Origin of the sequence: Calothrix anomala FACHB-343 (assembly GCF_014696435.1) — a bacterium.
Lineage (GTDB): Bacteria > Cyanobacteriota > Cyanobacteriia > Cyanobacteriales > Nostocaceae > Aulosira > Aulosira anomala_A.
In genome coordinates this window covers 23,559-42,103 of sequence record NZ_JACJQG010000048.1, presented here as the reverse complement: position 1 = coordinate 42,103, position 18,545 = coordinate 23,559, and the positions used below count along the sequence as shown (strand labels likewise).

The window sequence follows — 18,545 nt, the reverse complement described above, 5'->3', positions numbered from 1 at the left end:
ATGTCTGTAAGCATAAAAAACCCCACCTCATGGCGGGGTTTAATGAAATTCAAATTCTCATGTACACAGATGGAAATCAGAGCCAGACTCTAGATTCTAGAAAGTAAATGTGGTTCTGAGTGTACCGATGAATGCATTTTCTTCATCGCTGTTTTGACCAGGTGCTCTCAACCAGATAATACCGGGAGTAACGGAGATATTATCGGAAACGCGATATTTGTAGAAGCCTTCAACATGAATTGGGAGAGTACCAGGAGCACCAGCACGGCGAGCATAGGGTTCAGCACCCGCAAAAATACCTAGTACGTTACCTCTCTTACCGAAGTCAGGTAAGGATATACCACCACCATAGCTCCAAGCTTCAAAGTCGTTACCAGCACCTTGCTGGTTGATATCGTGGAACGAGACGAAACCACTAATGGACAATTTGTCACTAGGTCTGAATGCTGCAGAAATACCGTAAGAGTTACTGTTAGCAGCAGCATCTATCTGGTTGGCTTGACGAGTACCAACGACACCACCAATTGGTGAATCACCGCTAGCAGTATTGATACCACTATCAAATAATGCACTACCAGCAGAGTGATAACCGTGAACGTAGGTAGCAGCTAAGGCTAGGCGATCGCCTACAGCAAAGTTCAACTGTCCCAAAGCCGCATAGTTACCGTTGAATAAACCTGTATTCACACCAGGATTATTTGCATCAGAAGCCAAGTAACCTACAGTGATAGAACTGGGTTTGAAGATGGTACCACCACTGCTAAAAGGTATGTTCAGCGCTATACCTGCACCACCACCGATGCGATAAATTGGGCTTTCAGATGCAAAGGTAGACAATGCACCGTTACCACCATCGGTTTTGTCAAAGAAGTAGGGGTTGTTGACAGCAGCATAATGGCTATGACGACCACCAGCAGCCGCAATGTAAACTTGAGCAGGGCCAACGGGAGCTTCGTAGGTCAAGCGGTCAATTCTAACAGCGTTGTTACCAGTGCTACCTACTTGATAGGTTTGTGTACCTTCTCTTGTATTTACAGAAGCGTTATTTTGATCTCTGATATCAAAAAGTCCCGCATTACCAGCAGCCAAACGAGTTGTCAACTTGTCTCTACCAGTGAAGCTGGTTTCCAATCCTAAACGGACTCTATTTTGGAAGACTGTATTGTTGGCAGAGCCAGTGTTACCACCAAAAGCATCACTAACAGCGAACACAGCTTCACCAACTAGCTTGGTGGTTGTAGAGAACTGATTAGCTTCTAATTCAGCAGTACGCGCTTCTAAGGAATCAACGCGACCGCGTAAGGTTGCTAGTTCAGCAGAAAATTCTTCTTGCAACCGTTGTAAGGTGGCTAAATCTTGTTTGGTTACCAAGTCAGCTGTTGCTGTCGCAATTAGTTCGTTAACCCGATCCAAACAAGCATTCAAACCAGCTGCAAATTCGTAACGGGTTAAAGCACGGTTTCCGCGATAAGTACCATTGGGATAACCTGCGATACAACCGTAGCGCTCAACCAAGGACTGTAATGCTTGGAATGCCCAGTCAGTTGGTTGAACATCAGAAAATTGCGAAACTGATGTGACTTGAGCCTGATTGTTGCTAGCACCCTCTTTGCTGTAGCGGTTAACTTGCTCGAGAACTTTAGCATCATCGCTTGTAGGAGCGGCTTGAGCTATAATTTCTGCAGGCTTTTGGGCTAATTCAGGCGCAGCTTGCTTATCGGATGCTACTTCTGTTGTAGTAGCAGGAGCTGCTATGGCTGTTGTTGAAACGAGCAGTGTTGCTCCTAAAACTGCTGGACTAATAGCCAGGGATTTCCATAGAATATTAGACATTTTTTCTCTTCTCCTCACACCTTGTATAGATAATTGTGTTCGTTGCACCTATTTTCAATATGCGACATCTTAAATTGGGATTTTCGATGAGGCATAGTTGCCACTAATACAATTCTAGTTTTTGCGCAGCTAATAACTAAGTTAACTGATGTTAAATATTGATGTAATTAACTTATGCAAAAACACACCTCTATTAGCATATCATTATAAAACATTTCACACACATGGCAACATCAAAACGATCGCCTCAAAAACTGTCACACACACAAGCTAATACATGAAAACAGAAAGTAGGGATAGAAAATTTACTAAAATCCCGATTTACTTAAGTAATCCGTAGCAATTACGTACCTGAGAATGCATAAAAGCTATTGATTGTCTCCTATCTTTCGTATGTTTTTCACTCAACTTTCTCGCAAAAATTACTAATTTATTTGCGAAATTACTGCGGCTAAATCAAAGTCTTTTTGAGTTAGTCCACCAGCGTCGTGTGTAGTTACTTGGATTTTCACCCTGTTGTAAGAGATCTCTATATCTGGATGATGTCCTGCAGACTCAGAAGGTTCCACTAATTTATTAACAAATTCAATTGCCTGGATAAAATCCTGAAATTTACGGGTAATTTCTAATTTCTTGTCTGCCACTGTCCACCCTGACAGTAAGCTTGCTTGGGTTTCAATTTCTTTCTCAGTGAGTAGCTGCGCCATATTCAGCAATTCCTTTGGTAATATATATTACTTTTTATTTAGCAATTACTACTGGTACTTGTACAGCATCTTATATGAAGATTTTATCTATGCTGATGCGATCGCTTTGAGGATTTAATAATTTTACCCCCTTCTAAAAACTATCCGCTCTGATTTAGATCGGTAGATCTAAGTCAGAGCGGTCTAGTCGGGTCTTCAGGTTGCAACCAGACTGCCGGAAGGAACTCCGTGCATCAGCCTAGCTACTTGAGCTACACTTAGTATCTTTCAGATAACTAAGGCTAACTTTTAGAGAACAGCCCCGGCGCACAGCCGGCTAACTGCAACCTGATGACCCATGCGTTTACTACTTTCTATCATGGGCATCACCTCCTTGTTGCCTAAGCGGTCTTAGTTTCAATAAGGCAGAGCATTTTGCTCTGGGTTTTTACCTTTACTCAATATAGCACATAAATTTCTGGTGAAATATCTTCAGGCTACTTACAGAATAATTAATTTTGTTAGTTGCACAGACTACCAAGGGACTTCTTACTCAAAAAATATACTATTGCCTTCTTAGCAAGGGGGCAGGGAGCAGGGAGCAGGGGGAGAGAGAATATATTCTCGGAGTATGTTGGATAATTTATTTTCTGTAAATCCTTAAATCTGAATAACTCAAGGACATAAAAATCCCCCACCATTTATCAGGTGAGGGAGTATCAAGACTAATTAAAGCTTAATTAATCTCAGATGATTACAGAGCGTTACCACGAGGCAGTACTTCTTCAGGGAAGACAAATTGCTCATGGGGCTGGTCTTGAGGTGCCATCCAAGCACGGATACCCTCGTTCAGCAAAATGTTTTTGGTATAGAATGTTTCAAATTCTGGGTCTTCAGCAGCCCGTAATTCTTGGGATACGAAGTCGTAAGCTCGTAGGTTGAGGGCGATACCGACAATACCCACTGCTGCCATCCACAGTCCGGTTACTGGTACAAACAACATAAAGAAGTGTAACCAGCGTTTGTTGGAGAAAGCAATCCCGAAAATCTGTGACCAGAAGCGGTTTGCTGTCACCATTGAATAGGTTTCTTCTGATTGGGTGGGGTTGAAGGCGCGGAAGGTGTTTGCTGCTTCGCCGTCTTCAAATAGGGTATTTTCTACTGTTGCACCGTGAATCGCACAAAGTAATGCACCGCCCAACACACCTGCTACACCCATCATGTGGAAGGGGTTGAGGGTGAAGTTATGGAAACCTTGTACAAACAGGATGAAACGGAAAATTCCGGCTACACCAAAGCTGGGTGCAAAGAACCAGCTAGATTGTCCCAAGGGGTACATCAAGAAGACGCTGACGAATACCGCGATGGGTGCAGAGAATGCTAAAGCGTTATAAGGGCGAATTCCCACTAGACGGGCAATTTCAAATTGGCGTAACATGAAGCCGATTAAACCAAAGGCTCCGTGTAGCGCTACGAATGGCCATAAACCGCCAAGTTGACACCACCGGGTAAAGTTTCCTTGGGCTTCTGGGCCCCAGAGCAATAATAGGGAATGTCCCAAACTGTCTGCTGGAGTGGATACGGCTACGGTGATAAAGTTACAGCCTTCTAAATAAGAAGATGCTAAACCGTGGGTGTACCATGACGTGACGAAGGTTGTGCCTGTTAACCAACCACCTAGTGCTAGGAAAGCGCAGGGGAATAATAAAATCCCTGACCAACCTACAAACACGAAGCGATCGCGCTTCAACCAGTCGTCTAGAACGTCAAACCACCCTCTACTGGGGGCGCGTCCAACTGCGATGGTCATTAGAGGAAATCTCCAAAAATTTATAAGTACAGGTTTTTACTTCTGTATTATAGATCGCTATTATTCTTTAGCTTTCCATAGACAGAAAGTTTACTGGGTTGTCAATCCAGTTTACAATTTTTTACTGACTCTAATCATATTAAGTGCAAATCTCTAATTTTTCTAGGTTAAATTTAATTTTTTTTAACAATTCGTATCGGGCATTGGGCATGGGGCATTGGGCATTGGAGCCAGGGGGACAACTAAACAACTGTACAGATAAGGGTTATCGCGTCTCTGACCACTGACAATTGACAATTGTACAGACGCGATTAATCGCGTCTCTATTGACCATTGACTATTGACTTTGGACTCTACACCAGTATCCTGACAGCTAGCGCTAGAATGAGTCCTACAGTTAAATTGTTTAATGCTAAATGTTTACCATCGACTTAACCGTCAGAAACACTGCTTATCCATTATCAGTGCAACGTAAGTCAGCAGAGGATGCTGAGGCTGTTTACCAGTTAATTTTGGCAGCGATGCGGTCTGGTAACCCTGACATTGTGGAACTAATATGTGAGGGCAAAACAGAGAAGAAAATTGCTGTTCGTGCTAGTGAAATTTCTGGGGTGCAGATTCTTCAGAAAGATGGTGTCACCACTAGTAGTGGTAGACCACCAGGTTTTGTGGCTCTAACTAGTGAGTGAGCAGGTGAGATAAATGGCGGAAGTGGGTATTGCGGTTCGCGATCTACAGTTCAATTGGCCTAGTGGTGCAAAAGCCATTAAATCTTGCTCTTTAGAAGTGCCTAGAGGCGAATTTTGGATGCTTTTGGGTACTAATGGTAGCGGGAAATCAACATTACTCAGATTGTTAGCAGGATTATTAGCTCCCACTTCGGGCGAAATTCGGGTGTTGCATCCCGTTGGCTTTGTGTTCCAAAATCCCGATCATCAATTGGTAATGCCAACAGTTGGTGCAGATGTGGCTTTTGGATTAGTGGAAGAAAAATTACCGCCTGCTACAGTCAGAGCCAGAGTAGAGGAGGCTTTAGGTGCAGTTAATTTACAATCGCTGCAACGCCGTCCTATCTATGCTTTGAGTGGAGGACAGAAACAACGGGTAGCAATTGCTGGTGCGATCGCTCGCCAATGTGAAATCCTGTTATTAGATGAACCCACTGCTTTATTAGATCCCGATAGTCAACTGGATTTAGTTGCTAGCGTGCATCGCTTGGTCAAAACGCGGGGAATCACGGCTTTGTGGGTAACCCATCGCCTTGATGAGTTGAATTATTGTGACGGAGCTTTTTTATTAGACAATGGTTCTTTAGTAGATCGAGGTGAACCACTACGCCTAAAACAACGGTTAATGGAAGTAGACAAAGCCGCTTCATAAACTACCCAAACCTTCGCTGCATTTTGTGTTAGCTGAAGGTGTGAACTTCTGCATTTCGGGAAAAATCTCTATTTTTTGACAAGACTCATTCATGTCCAAATTGCACATTTTCGCCAGTTGTAATTTGCCAACATGAAACCCGGAAATTGCCTAGCAGCCTAGTTCTTTGTCGAAAACTCATAATTCAACACCAACAATTTAAACAACTCAAAAGCGCCGACAAAAGGCGCTTTTCCAGTTTTTAGATAATTCAATCCCACAACTTTAGATTTCTGTAACATAGTGTTACAAGCAATGCTTCAAGTACTATATAGAGTTATGAACGAATTTTGCCAACTCTATATAACTGTGATTAAAAACCATGTCTCGTCCCTCATCCCCAGCCGTTTTATTAGTAGACGGCTACAATATAATTGGTGCTTGGTCTTGTCTCAAGAGAACCCGTGATAGTGCTGGACTAGAAGCAGCACGGGGAGAATTAGTGGAAACGATGACTAGTTATAGCTCGTTTCAAGGTTACGACACCCAAATCGTTTTTGATGCCCAATATCAAAACGCTTCTAGTAACAAAGAGATTATTACAGAGCTTTTATCAGTTCATTACACTGATTTTGGGCAAACAGCAGATACATACATCGAAAAACTTTGTGCTTCTTTACGCTACGAAATAGCACAATCGCGGATTTCGCGCGTGATTGTCGCCACCTCAGATAGGGCACAGCAATTGATGGTACAGGGGTATGGTGCTGAATGGTTGTCTGCACAACAACTCTGTGGCGAGGTGGAAATGACAGTTTGTCGGATGCGACATAAGTATCAATCACGCAAAAAATCTAATAGCAGGTTTTTAGCTAATTCTATAGATGCCAAATCTCGCGAGCGTTTAGCTGAATTGCGGATGGGCTTGAAATAGGGCTTGCTAGATGGTCTCTGCTCTAAATCCAGAATCTGTGTTTGCCAGCCAAAATCAATAACTTCAGCTATCGAGTTGAGAATTTAAAAAAAATTTGGCTGCGGTACTTGCCAAAACCTATTTATTACTTTACTATTATAAATCGTGAGCAATCCTCAGTAGCTCAGCGGTAGAGCGATCGACTGTTAATCGATTGGTCGCTGGTTCGAATCCGGCCTGGGGAGTTTAAAAGGATAAAAGGTGAATGATGAAGGATGAAAAAGCAAATTTCAAACTTCATCATTCTCATTTTCGGGATCTGTGGACTCTCGATCCAGAGATTACATTTTTAAATCATGGGTCTTTTGGTGCTTGTCCGAAAGCGGTGTTAGCAGTTCAGCAAAAATTGCGATCGCAACTTGAACAAGAACCATTACGTTTTTTTGGGAGAGAATGGGAACCACTAATAGATAATGCGAGAAATCAACTAGCAGAATTTGTTGGTGCAGATAGTGAAGATTTGGTATTTGTAAATAATGCCACCACTGGTGTGAATTCTGTATTGCGCTCTCTCACATTTTCTAGCAACGACGAAATTCTCACCACTAACCACGAGTATAACGCTTGCCGTAATGCCCTAGATTTTATCGCTAGTCGTACAGGTGCGCGGGTAGTTATAGCCAAGATTCCCTTTCCCATTGAATCGCCACAGCAAGTAATTGCAGCAGTCATGGAGCGAATTTCACCAAATACGCGATTAGCGCTGTTAGATCATGTTACTAGCCAAACTGGGTTAATTTTCCCGATTCAGCAATTAGTGCAAGAATTACAGCAGCTTGGGATAGATACTCTCATAGATGGCGCTCATGCTCCGGGAATGATATCGCTAAATTTGCGAGAAATTGGCGCAACTTATTACACTGGGAATTGCCATAAATGGCTATGTGCGCCGAAGGGAGCCGCATTTTTGTATGTGCGACGAGATAGACAGTCTCAGATTCGTCCGTTGACAATTAGCCACGGTGCAAATTCACCGAGAACCGATAAAAGCCGCTTTCAATTAGAATTCGATTGGACGGGTACAGACGATCCTACCGCGTATATGTGCGTCCCGGATGCGATCGCTTTTATGGGTTCATTGCTACCCGGCGGTTGGAATGAGTTAAGACAGCGAAATCATCAGCTAGTGTTAGAAGCCAGACAGTTACTCTGTCAAGCTTTAGAAGTTTTACCGCCTTGTCCGGAAGAAATGATTGGTTCTATGGCAGTTATACCAATGTTGGGTGCATTAGAAAACCGCCATTTTATGACCGTACATGATGAATTATTTGATAAATTTGGTATTCAAGCACAAATAGTACCTTGGCATGAATCGCCAAAATTATTGCTGCGGATATCAGCACAAATTTACAATACCCTGGAACAGTATGTATATTTGGCGAAAGCACTGAGGGAGTTGTGATTTGATTTGACGGTTGACGGTTGACTGTTGACGGTTGACTGTCACTATGAGTAGTTATGCAATTTAGATGCGTATTAGCTGAGTATAGAGTTTCCCCAAAATTATACTCCCATGCCCAATGCCCAATGCCCAATGCCCAACTCTACAAACTTTCCAAATTATTCAAAACTTCGCTGGCTGACTGATATCTTTGTGTAAAGTCCATGTGTACCATTTTATCTAGAACTTTGGCAAAATCTTTGGTAGTTTCTGCTATTTCCCACCAATACTGCCAAACTTGCTCGCCAGTTTGAGATTCAACTTGGATAATGACTGTACCTGAATTCACATCTCTGCGAAATACTTTAGGATATATACCAGTTAAAGCTTGAATAGCAATCATCCCTAATGCATAAATATCACTATTCATTGTTGGTTGACCGCTCATTTGTTCTGCGGGTGCAAAACCAGGAGTACCAATGGCGATAGTTTGGCTATCTTGTTCTTGGGGTTGAATCTGCTTGACTGCACCAAAGTCAATTAAAACAATTTTGCCATCAGCTTTGCGCCTAATTAAATTACTCGGTTTGAGATCCCGATGAATCACGCCGTAACCGTGGATAAATACCAGCACTTGCAAAATTTCTTTGAGGATGGCTATAACTTCAGCTTGTGAAAATCGCTTACCGGGGGTGAGTTCATCAGAAAGCGGATTCCCAGAAATAAATTCTTGTACTATATAGAACTGCTGATTTTCTTCTAAGAAAGCTAATAGATATGGTATTTGTGGATGTTTACCTAAAACTTCTAAAATTTCAGCTTCTGTCTTAAATAAACGTCCCAGGATAGTTAAATATTCTGCCTCTTGGTTAGCAGGATGTAACTGTTTCACCACACATTGCGGATTACCAGGACGCTTGATATCTTCTGCTAAATAAGTATAGCTAAAGCCACCAGCACCTAAATTATTGACAATTTTATAACGCTTATTCAGGACAATACTTGGCGCTAATTCTTGAGTTTGTGCATATACAGTATTGGCAAGTGTTGTTGGTTGTTGTGTATTGTACTGATTATTTGTTGTTAGAGCTTGCAATTGGGCAATTAATTCTTTTTGCTCTTGTACTCGTTGCAAGATGATTGCTTGCTGTTGCTTAGTTTGATAGGCGATATATGCTAAAACGCTACCAGTTGCCAAGATTAACCCCAAACTAGGAGATACGACAGGAAACCAACCAGCTTGGGTAAAAATCGCAAAATTGCTGCCAAATAAGACTAACAGAGTTGTTCCTGTTGCTAATCCTAAGCCTAGCGGATGCTGAATGCGCCAAGCGATTAACCCACCGATTAAAGTCCATCCCCAAATCCAGAAAACTTCTCCCCAACCAGGTAAAAACCAAAATAACGGCTGTTTGTTGAGAACGACGCTCAAAATTTGACTGACGCTGTGAGCATGAATTTCTACTCCTGACATTTTGCCAGAAATATCTGACCTGCCACTAGTGTATGGTGTATTGAAAATATCATTTAAACTAGGTGCAGTGGAACCAATTAAGACGATGCGGTCTTTGACTAATTCTGGTTTTACTTGATTTTCTAGCAGTTCTGTAATTGTTACCTGTTTGGCAATTGCGCGGGAAGAACGATAATTAAGCAGAATTTGATAGCCATTGGTATCTGCTTTTTTATAACCACCAACGTGAGGTTGTAAAGGTTTAAAAACAATATCACGTAGTTTTAGTTCTCGGTTCGGGGTAAATTCTGGCTGAATTCCTCCTACTGCCAGATATTTCAGCGCTAATTGTAAACTTAAAGAAGATACGCTTTGACAAGGATCGCTTGCATCTGTACTTACAGATAAAAGATTGCGGCGAATGACGCCATCGGTATCTTCGACAACATCGCTAAATCCAACTCTTTCGGCTTCTACTCCTGTGGGGGGTGGCGTTCCGGGATTTCCAGAACTTGAGGTGTCTGAATGTTTGCAGACAGGAACGATAATATCGCTTTCTTGTAGGCGTTGAAGTAATTTTTCGTGACCTGGTTCTACAGGTAAGTCGCGGAAAATATCTAGACCAATGGCGCGTGGTTCATATTCCTCAAGTTTACCTAGTGCTTGGTCTAATATTTGACTAGAAAGCGGCCAGTTCCATTTTTGTAGGTCTTTTTCACCAACAGCGACAATTAATAAACGCGGATCTTCCCCAGGATCGCTGCGCATTTGCATCATTTGGTCGTAGATTTTCAGTTCTAGCGGTTCTAAAACTCCAATTTTTTGAATTCCTAGCAGTAAAAGTGTGATGACTGCGCTAGAAATTAGCGCTGGCTGTGTGAATAAATTTTTGAAATTTACAAACATATTTATTATTGATTAGAGATAAGTATTTTTTATACTAATTTTTGTTAATGGAATTTATTCCATGTCATTTACAACTTGTAAGAAATTGCTCAAAAATTGTAGTCAGTCCTTACTTCTGCCTTCTAGCCTTATATGTGGTGAGTATTAACTAGCATATAAGGTTTTTGCTGGGTATTATCTCTGTGTTCTCTGTGTTCTCTGTGGTTAAATAATACCAATTCAAATAGTATTGGCGACAGATTAGTACATTCTAGAGGTCATGGCAATGCCATGCCCCTACTGTCGCATTCCTTTTTTAAATTGGTATAAATTATTTTTGAACCGCAGAGGACGCAGAGGCGCAGAGAATATAAGAGATTTTGATGATTGAGAGAATATTTTTCCCTAGTCCCTATTTTTAAGCTAGTCCCTCATGGGAAAACTCCACAACCAAACATGAAAATCTCTCTTCCCATGCCCAATGCCCAATGCCCAATGCCCATTTTTCAGCTAGATAAAACCTATAATTTTATCTTTAGCTTAACTATGCATCAAAGTTCTGGTCGCTGGCAGTTAGGGCTAGCTTTATCACTGTTAACAGTGTTTTTGTGGGGAATTCTACCGATCGCACTTACTGTCGCACTCCAAGCACTTGATGTCTATACAGTAATTTGGTTTCGGTTTTTGGTGGCGTTCAGTTTGCTGGCTATATATTTAGGGTTTCAGGGAAAGTTACCAACTTTAGCACAACTGCGTTCTGCTTCTGGGCTATTATTAGCGATCGCGACAATTTTTTTAGCGCTGAATTATTTTTTGTTTTTGCAAGGTTTAGCACTCACATCACCTGCAAATGCGCAAGTAATTATTCAATTTTCTTCAATTTTTTTAAGTTTAGGCGGTTTAGTAATTTTTAAAGAACGCTATCAGATTTATCAATGGCTAGGAGTAAGTATATTCACGATTGGTTATGTTTTGTTTTTCCATGAGCAACTTACCAATTTAATTACATCTCACAACAAATATCTTTATGGTAGTGGCTTAATTGTCTTAGGTGCAGCTGCATGGGCGGTTTATGCTTTGGCGCAGAAACAGTTATTACAATCGTTATCTTCTGCACAAATTATGCTCATTGTCTACGGTGGATGTGCTTTTTTATTCACACCTTTTTGTAAAGCGCAAGCCGTTTTAACGCTGAGTAATTTGCATTTCTACACATTACTTTTTTGTGGTTTAAATACTCTCATTGCCTATGGTGCTTTTGCAGAATCATTGGCACATTGGGAAGCATCAAGGGTGAGTGCCGTATTAACAATAACGCCGATTGTGACTTTAATTGCAGTCTGGGCTGTCTCTGTAATTGCGCCTGGGCTAATGCTACCAGAAAAGTTTACATTATTAGGAATTACAGGCGCTGTTTTAGTTGTTACTGGTGCGGCAACAATTGCTTTAGTAAAAACTGATTAATCGCAAATTTTTCAGAGTTTTTACTAGCTATTAATTGTAATAGATGAATCATTAATTCAAAGCTACATTAGAAATACTGAGGCAAGGTATTTTTTTCTTTGTTATGATTTCACAGTAAGCGTCAGCCACTTGAGTAAATCTCTTGCTAAATTGATATTTTGCGTATCAGTAAGGCCTTGTTACATTTAATTGTTGGCATTGTAACAAAGAGATTCAAACTCATAAAAAATACATAATCTTGAGGCGATTAATATTAAATAACCTTACCAGGGTGTCTAAATAACTACCAAAGCCAACGCCTCGTGCAACAACATCACCGAAACAGTTGAGCGATGATTAGTTTGTTTGGTAATTGGGCCAGCACCCTGGTAAAAATTTTGCTATTGCTGGTTCTATCAATAGTGCTGCCAATATTTGGAATGAGTCATTCTGTATTGGCAGCAGAACAAGTTTATGGCTCTTATTCAGCCATAAAATTAGCGATTCCCATCGCGTCTTTGGAAAACTATGCCCAAACTGGTGTAATCGATGACAAGTTAACTATCTATCAACAGTATCTACCTGCAAAACAATTCCAAGAATTACGGCGAATTTTATTGACGCCGGTGAAGGTAAATCCGGTTGTGGTGTCTCAATTTCTCTATACGCCACAAGGAGAATTTCTTCTCCAACGGTTAGCAACCGCGATTAAATCGCGATCGCCTCAACCGCAACTGGAATATCAAACTTTGCGATCGGCGTTTATTTCTGCTGCTGGGGAACCGGGAGGACTCACCCTCCTAAATTTGTTACGAAAGTATCCCACTAGCAGCATTAATATTGATTTAGTCCACAGCATGGGGATAGCTGGAGAATTAGAGCAACTCATTGGTGAAACCAGTCGCGCGATCGCGGAAGTTAGCAGAAAGTCCTATCTCGAAGCGACTACCCAAGAACCAGTAAATTTCTCACAATTACCAGATTTACGACAACAAGGACAATTTATCGTGCAGCAATACACCCTAAATTATTCCGACTTGTCACGGCGGAGGGAATTGTTAACTGATTTATATGTTCCCCATGTCGAAAGTCCTGCACCTGTAATTGTTATTTCTCACGGCTTGGGTACGGATAGCAGCAATTTTCGCTATCTCGCCAATCATTTAGCTTCCTATGGATTTGCTGTAGTTGTCCCCAATCATTCCGGCAATGATACGGCTAATAGCAGCACAGTAGCAGATGAATTTATCGACAGGCCATTGGATGTAAAATACATCCTCAATGAACTGGAGAAGGCGAATAAATCCGATTCCCGGTTTGGAGGTTTGTTAAATCTGCAACAAGTGGGAGTATTAGGTCAATCTTTAGGTGGTTACACGGCTTTAGCTTTAGCTGGTGCAGAGATTAACTTTGCCCAACTACGCAAAGATTGTCAGCCAGAGATACTGCAAGATACTTGGAATATCTCGTTACTGCTGCAATGTCGTGCATTGTCCTTAAATCAACAGTCAGTCTCGCCAATTAATTTACGAGATGAGAGAGTCAAAGCTGCGATCGCAATTAACCCAATCACTAGTTCGATTTTTGGTAAAGCAGGTTTGAGCCACATTCAAACTCCCGTAATGCTGGTTGGTAGCAGTGATGATACCGTTGCACCAGCTTTATTTGAGCAAATTTTACCTTTCTCCTGGTTTGCTAATTCATCCAAATATCTAGTGATGCTTGTCGGTGGAACCCACTTTTCCACCATTGGGAATGGGAATAGAGGAAACGAATTATTTGGAGATATTTCTCCGGTAATTGGCGATAACCCGGCGGTTGCGCGTCGCTACATGAATGCTTTGAGTTTACCTTTCTTTCAAACCTACGTTGCCGGTACATCCCAATACTCTCCCTACCTCAACGCCGCCTATGCTCAAGCTATCTCCAGTCAACCTCTCAGTGTCAGTTTTGTGCAGTCTCTCACTACAACAGAATTAGCACAAGCTGTAGACACCGAAACCAGAGTTGCAAAGTTAGCTTTCAAAAAATCCCCCAACTCCATAGTTAAATTTGGGTTTTGGATGTTGGATGTGGGGGTTACACTACTGCATGTGGTGATTTTCTAGCGAATCTCGGCAAAATCTGTTTATAGAGAAGATTTTGTTCGTAAATCTCATCTTTATTCCAATTTATTCCATGATTACTGATTACAGATTGTCTTCAAGGGTGGTAAATTCACCCTGACAGACGTATCTGTTATTGGTCATTGGTCATTTGTCATTGGTCATTGGTCATTGGTAATAATTTCAAACCTATTTACGTGTTGTAATATACTTATTTTGATTATTATAAATAGTCTCTAAATTCAGGTTTTTGGTAATTTTTGCTTAGGGATTTCCAAATCAAAAAATATTCCAATTATTAACTTACCAAACCCGCAACTTGTAGGGGCGGGGTGACCCCGCCCCTACAATTTGGCATAATTTATGACATTTTCAGTATTTAAACCTTATACCAAATGAAGATGCATATAATCTAGCCTGCGCAGGCAGGCTTTGTTTATATAGCCCCAGGCTTCTAGCCTGAGGGCGTTAATGCGCAGCTTCACAGAGAATTGCTATAAATAAGTCGGTTGACACTCCCCTACCAATGACAAATGACCAATGACAAATGACAAATAACAGCCCTTGCCAGTTATATTTAATTACGCCGACCTACTTATCCTCAAATTTTCTATTGTGCAAGGTTTTTTAAACTTAAACAAACCATTTGATTGGACTTCTCATGATTGTGTGGCGCGGGTGCGAAAACTCCTGCGCCTCAAACGTGTGGGACATGCGGGAACTTTAGATCCAGCAGCTACGGGAGTATTACCCATCGCTTTTGGTACAGCCACGAGATTATTGCAGTATTTGCCAGGTAATAAAGCTTATCAAGCTACGATTAGGTTTGGCGTGCAGACGACAACTGACGATTTACAAGGCGAGATAATTACCTCTACACCTTGTCCGGGCTTAGATTTATCAGAAATAAAACCTATATTACCGCAATTTATCGGGGAAATCCAACAGATTCCGCCAAGTTACAGCGCCATTCAAGTTGATGGTAAACGCCTCTATGATTTAGCACGGCGCGGTGAACAGGTAGAAGTTCCCGTGAGGACTGTGGAAGTATTTGAGATAGAAATATTGGCTTGGCGAGAAGGGGAATTTCCGGAGTTAGATATTGCGATCGCCTGTGGTAGTGGTACATATATTAGAGCGATCGCTCGTGATTTAGGCGCAGCTTTACAAACTGGTGGTACTCTCGCCGCTTTAACACGCACTGCTAGTAGTGGTTTTGAGTTAGCAAATAGTTTAACTTTGAGCGATTTAGAAACTCAACTGCAAACAGGAACCTTTCAAGCGATCGCCCCTGATACAGCTTTACTACATCTATCTACAGTAATTTTACCCGCATTATCTGCAAAAAAATGGTGTCAAGGACAGCGAATTCCCGTAGACCTGGATATAACTGGTATAGTTCGAGTTTATGAGCCAGAAAATCGCTTTTTGGGAATTGGACAAATCAACGATCAATTGTTAATTCCCTCGACAGTTTTAACTAATTAAAAATCCTCACTCGCAAGTCGGGTGAGGATGTTTTAAGAAGTAAAAAGTAAAAAGATAATCCCCATAAATAAAGTACAGATGATCGTTGATTGTAGGGGCACTGGCACTGCCATGCCCCGAAGCGCGTACCTCATTTACCTGAAATATGCTGTAAATACGGGGGTGGGTATTTCTGAAGATATTTACCCTCATTTGTTTAACACTTTTTTATTACTAAACCTGTAGGTCAAGGTACAGATTTAGTAATACTAATTATTAAAAAATAAACCGATCATTCCCATGTGGCGACATCTCGGAGTAGAGGCGGAATTTGCTCTTGAGATTGAGGAAATTCTAATAGAGTTTCTCGATAACCTAAATACCCAGACTCTGCAAAAGATAACAGCATTCGCCCTAAAGCTAGCCAGACTTCGGGTTCGTATTCCCAATCACGATAACGCCCATATTTCCCAGCAATTGAGCGTAAAGCCCAAAAATAGGAATTTCTCACCACGGAACCGCCCTTTTTAAACTCAGGTAAGTCCTCGTGGTTGATGATTAGCACTTCATTTTCGATTCTGGCTCTCATTGGTCATTAGTCATTAGTCATTGGTCATTTGTCATTGGTCATTTGTCATTATTTTAATTGATGGATTGGTAGATACAATGCGTAGACACAGAGCAGCGTAGATATCGCACATCTCTACCCTATAGAGCATTAGTAACTACTGGTTCATCGCAAAAATTTCGAGGGGTAAGTTTCTTCTTCTTGTCTCTTCCTTCGCGGACTTCGCGTCTTCGCGGTTCGTTTTTTATTCCTCAGAATTAATGAGACAAAGCACTACTCCCCATGCCCAATGCCCAATGCCCAATGCCCAATTTACAAATCTGAACTTAAGCCTACGCGGAAGGTAAAGCCAGGACTGTAAATTCGGTTCACTCGTTCGTATTGTTCGCCTAGTAAATTTTCTAAGTAAACTCTCAATCCCAAAGTTCTGGTGATGGGAATGCGACCGCTAAAGTCTAAATTGAGGAATGAGGGTGCAAAATCTGTAGGACTGTCACCAGCTCGATTAAAAATAGCTCGCCGCGCCCCACTATTGTAGGTAACATACAAATTAGCTTGCCAGCCTGAGTTTTGATAGCCAATTCCTGTTTGCAATACAGAATAAGGAATTAAGCCTAATTGCAAGCCTTGTTCGCTTCCAGTTTTGATTTTGGCATCTGTATAAGTGTAATTGACAAAGCTTGACCAATTATTAGTAAATTTTAACTGTAAGGCTGCCTCTAAACCATTGGTATCGACTAAGCCAATATTTTGCCATTTACCGGCGACTACTCCCAGGCGATTATCTAAACTACTACCGAAGTAGGTAAACTGTCCGGTGAGATTTTGAGAAAAATTGATATCTATTCCCGCAGTCCAAGAGGAGCCGGTTTCTGGTTTTAAATCGGCATTGGGTTCCCAACCATGAACTGTATCGTATACATATAACTGGTCTAAACCTGGGTTACGTTGTCCGCCAGCCCAACTACCACGGACGGCAATTGTCGGTGCGATCGCATAACGTAAACCAACGCTAGGATTGAGATAATTGCCAAATTGTCCGTCAAAATTTTGTCTTAGCCCTAAATCAATCTGAAAATCTTCGTTAAATTTAAAGGTGTTAACTGCAAATAATGCTGTAGCGAAAATGCTGCGATTTTCTGTTTCGTTATTGGCAATTCTATTCGGGCTAGTACTTAAGGTATCACCATATAAATCAGTATTTTTTAAATCTAAACCCCAACGTAATTGATTATTCTGGCTAAATTTCCATTCATGATCTACTCTGGCTGATAATTGTTGAGTATCTAACACACCAGTACGATAAAATTCCCTACCTTGAAAAACTGTCGGGCCATAGGTGCTAAAGTAATCTTGGTTATAACCAAATGTAGTTGTCAGAGTAGAATTATCGCCACTACCTAAGCGAGTTTTCCAAGATAAACCAGCATTTAATCCATCATGGTCTAATCTATCTCGTTGTAGAGGAAAACCAAAATAAATTAAACCCCGACGGCTACTTAATTTCGTAATATCAAAAGTCAAAGAATTGTTAGGATCTAAATCGACAGCAATATTGCCAAAATAAGTACTAGTTGCTGTATCTGCATTAAAGAAAAATCCTTGTGCATCGCGGTTAGCTGCACCAACAGGAACGCGATAACGGTTATCTGTAAAGTATCTTTCAAAGCTAAAGTTATACTTTAAAGCACCCGCAGCCCCACCATAACTAAATTGTTGATTATTTTGGCTTAAGGAACCAAATTCGATACTACTAGATAATTTTGGCTGACTATAACCTTCTTTGGTGATGATATTCACAACTCCGCCAAAGGCTGAGGAACCATATAAAGCAGAAGCCGCACCGCTATATAGTTCTACTCGGTCAATCGCCTCTACGGGAATACTATTTAAATCTGTTCCCCCATGATAAAGGTTAATATTAGTATTAATTGGTCTACCATTAATCAAAAATACAGATTGATTAATCGAAGCACCTCGGTAATATGTACCTGTGTGAATATCTGCACCATGACCAGCATCATTAATGGCAAAACCTGGCATTCTTTTTAATACATCAGCCAGACTATTTGCACCTTGTTTTTTAATTTCTTCTTGGTCAACTACATAAGTTGGTGTGGATTGCGGTAGAGTATCTTGTTCTCCAATTGCTTCAATGGTGATATCTGCATCATCGGCTGGAGCATCAGGAGAACTTGGTTCTGTTGTTGGCTCTTGTGGAGGTTGTGTATCTTGACTAATTTGATTGTTCAGCGATTTTGGTGTTAATAATTCAGCATTTGTAGAGGGTAGCTGAATATCACTTAAATCGGGAATATTAGAAATTATTTGCGGTAATTTATCGGTAGATTCTTGCTTGATATCAACATCAGCACCCCAGCTAGGAGCCGCTATCAGTAAAGTTTGCACAACAACTGATAGCAGAAAAATATTCTTGTTCACTTCACTCACACCCGGTAAAAACAGTCACTAAATTTTATTTTTCGGGCTATTGATATTAGATGTCAAAAGACAAGCTGTCATAGTTGGATTGATGATTTTATGCTGTTAATTTTAATTGTTTAGTGAATTGTAGCAATGCT

13 protein-coding genes and 1 tRNA gene are annotated in these 18,545 nt (G+C 41.1%); 8 read left to right on the top strand and 6 right to left on the bottom strand.

Annotated elements, in window-relative coordinates; translation table 11 throughout:
• Positions 1–96: 96 nt before the first annotated feature.
• From H6G08_RS24215 to psbD, 3 genes are all read right to left on the bottom strand, one after another.
• Positions 97–1,833: an iron uptake porin gene (locus tag H6G08_RS24215; protein ID WP_190547577.1), complete on the bottom strand. Its 1,737-nt coding sequence runs from the start codon at positions 1,831–1,833 to the stop codon at positions 97–99.
• Between the two features lie 425 nt (positions 1,834–2,258).
• On the bottom strand, positions 2,259–2,540 hold the full coding sequence (locus H6G08_RS24210; protein WP_190547569.1) for a 4a-hydroxytetrahydrobiopterin dehydratase: 282 nt from the start codon (positions 2,538–2,540) through the stop codon (positions 2,259–2,261).
• A gap of 733 nt (positions 2,541–3,273) precedes the next feature.
• The gene (psbD, locus tag H6G08_RS24205) at positions 3,274–4,329 is read right to left on the bottom strand and encodes a photosystem II reaction center subunit D2 (RefSeq protein WP_096643895.1); all 1,056 of its coding nucleotides are present in this window, start codon (positions 4,327–4,329) and stop codon (positions 3,274–3,276) included.
• 416 nt (positions 4,330–4,745) lie between these two features.
• Between psbD and H6G08_RS24200 the strand changes: the two genes are divergently transcribed.
• From H6G08_RS24200 to H6G08_RS24180, 5 genes are all read left to right on the top strand, one after another.
• On the top strand, positions 4,746–5,018 hold the full coding sequence (locus H6G08_RS24200) for a UPF0367 protein family (protein WP_096646489.1): 273 nt from the start codon (positions 4,746–4,748) through the stop codon (positions 5,016–5,018).
• Positions 5,019–5,031: 13 nt separating this feature from the next.
• Positions 5,032–5,709 (top strand): ABC transporter ATP-binding protein, encoded by a 678-nt coding sequence (locus H6G08_RS24195; RefSeq protein WP_190547567.1) that lies wholly within the window; start codon positions 5,032–5,034, stop codon positions 5,707–5,709.
• A gap of 361 nt (positions 5,710–6,070) precedes the next feature.
• Positions 6,071–6,622: an NYN domain-containing protein gene (locus tag H6G08_RS24190; protein WP_190547565.1), complete on the top strand. Its 552-nt coding sequence runs from the start codon at positions 6,071–6,073 to the stop codon at positions 6,620–6,622.
• A 152-nt stretch (positions 6,623–6,774) separates the two neighbouring features.
• Positions 6,775–6,846, top strand: a tRNA-Asn gene (locus tag H6G08_RS24185).
• 23 nt (positions 6,847–6,869) lie between these two features.
• Positions 6,870–8,063, top strand: coding sequence for an aminotransferase class V-fold PLP-dependent enzyme (locus H6G08_RS24180; protein WP_190547623.1), 1,194 nt, complete (start codon positions 6,870–6,872; stop codon positions 8,061–8,063).
• A gap of 142 nt (positions 8,064–8,205) precedes the next feature.
• Here H6G08_RS24180 and H6G08_RS24175 read toward each other — a convergent pair whose 3' ends face one another.
• Positions 8,206–10,401 (bottom strand): CHASE2 domain-containing serine/threonine-protein kinase, encoded by a 2,196-nt coding sequence (locus H6G08_RS24175; protein ID WP_190547563.1) that lies wholly within the window; start codon positions 10,399–10,401, stop codon positions 8,206–8,208.
• 525 nt (positions 10,402–10,926) lie between these two features.
• Here H6G08_RS24175 and H6G08_RS24170 point away from each other — a divergent pair.
• From H6G08_RS24170 to truB, 3 genes are all read left to right on the top strand, one after another.
• Positions 10,927–11,844 carry a DMT family transporter gene (locus tag H6G08_RS24170; protein WP_190547621.1) on the top strand — a complete coding sequence of 306 codons (918 nt, stop codon included), beginning with the start codon at positions 10,927–10,929 and terminating at the stop codon, positions 11,842–11,844.
• A 332-nt stretch (positions 11,845–12,176) separates the two neighbouring features.
• Positions 12,177–13,931 carry an alpha/beta hydrolase gene (locus H6G08_RS24165; protein ID WP_190547561.1) on the top strand — a complete coding sequence of 585 codons (1,755 nt, stop codon included), beginning with the start codon at positions 12,177–12,179 and terminating at the stop codon, positions 13,929–13,931.
• Between the two features lie 612 nt (positions 13,932–14,543).
• Complete coding sequence (gene truB / locus H6G08_RS24160) at positions 14,544–15,416, top strand: tRNA pseudouridine(55) synthase TruB (protein ID WP_190547559.1); 873 nt, start codon at positions 14,544–14,546, stop codon at positions 15,414–15,416.
• A 271-nt stretch (positions 15,417–15,687) separates the two neighbouring features.
• On the opposite strand, the gene H6G08_RS24155 is transcribed toward truB, so the two are convergent.
• Both H6G08_RS24155 and H6G08_RS24150 read right to left on the bottom strand, forming a co-directional pair.
• A complete protein-coding gene (locus tag H6G08_RS24155) occupies positions 15,688–15,984 on the bottom strand; it encodes a hypothetical protein (protein ID WP_096646497.1) in 297 nt (98 codons plus the stop codon).
• A gap of 291 nt (positions 15,985–16,275) precedes the next feature.
• Positions 16,276–18,405 (bottom strand): TonB-dependent receptor plug domain-containing protein, encoded by a 2,130-nt coding sequence (locus tag H6G08_RS24150; RefSeq protein WP_190547557.1) that lies wholly within the window; start codon positions 18,403–18,405, stop codon positions 16,276–16,278.
• Between the last annotated feature and the right edge of the window lie 140 nt (positions 18,406–18,545).

Bases quoted from the DNA above. Each gene is read 5' to 3' on its own strand.
- H6G08_RS24195 (WP_190547567.1), top strand. From the start codon at position 5,032: ATGGCGGAAGTGGGTATTGCGGTTCGCGATCTACAGTTCAATTGGCCT.
- H6G08_RS24155 (WP_096646497.1), bottom strand. From the start codon at position 15,984: ATGAGAGCCAGAATCGAAAATGAAGTGCTAATCATCAACCACGAGGAC.
- H6G08_RS24165 (WP_190547561.1), top strand. From the start codon at position 12,177: ATGATTAGTTTGTTTGGTAATTGGGCCAGCACCCTGGTAAAAATTTTG.
- H6G08_RS24200 (WP_096646489.1), top strand. From the start codon at position 4,746: ATGTTTACCATCGACTTAACCGTCAGAAACACTGCTTATCCATTATCA.
- H6G08_RS24180 (WP_190547623.1), top strand. From the start codon at position 6,870: ATGAAGGATGAAAAAGCAAATTTCAAACTTCATCATTCTCATTTTCGG.
- H6G08_RS24175 (WP_190547563.1), bottom strand. From the start codon at position 10,401: ATGTTTGTAAATTTCAAAAATTTATTCACACAGCCAGCGCTAATTTCT.
- psbD (WP_096643895.1), bottom strand. From the start codon at position 4,329: ATGACCATCGCAGTTGGACGCGCCCCCAGTAGAGGGTGGTTTGACGTT.
- H6G08_RS24210 (WP_190547569.1), bottom strand. From the start codon at position 2,540: ATGGCGCAGCTACTCACTGAGAAAGAAATTGAAACCCAAGCAAGCTTA.
- H6G08_RS24190 (WP_190547565.1), top strand. From the start codon at position 6,071: ATGTCTCGTCCCTCATCCCCAGCCGTTTTATTAGTAGACGGCTACAAT.
- H6G08_RS24170 (WP_190547621.1), top strand. From the start codon at position 10,927: ATGCATCAAAGTTCTGGTCGCTGGCAGTTAGGGCTAGCTTTATCACTG.
- H6G08_RS24215 (WP_190547577.1), bottom strand. From the start codon at position 1,833: ATGTCTAATATTCTATGGAAATCCCTGGCTATTAGTCCAGCAGTTTTA.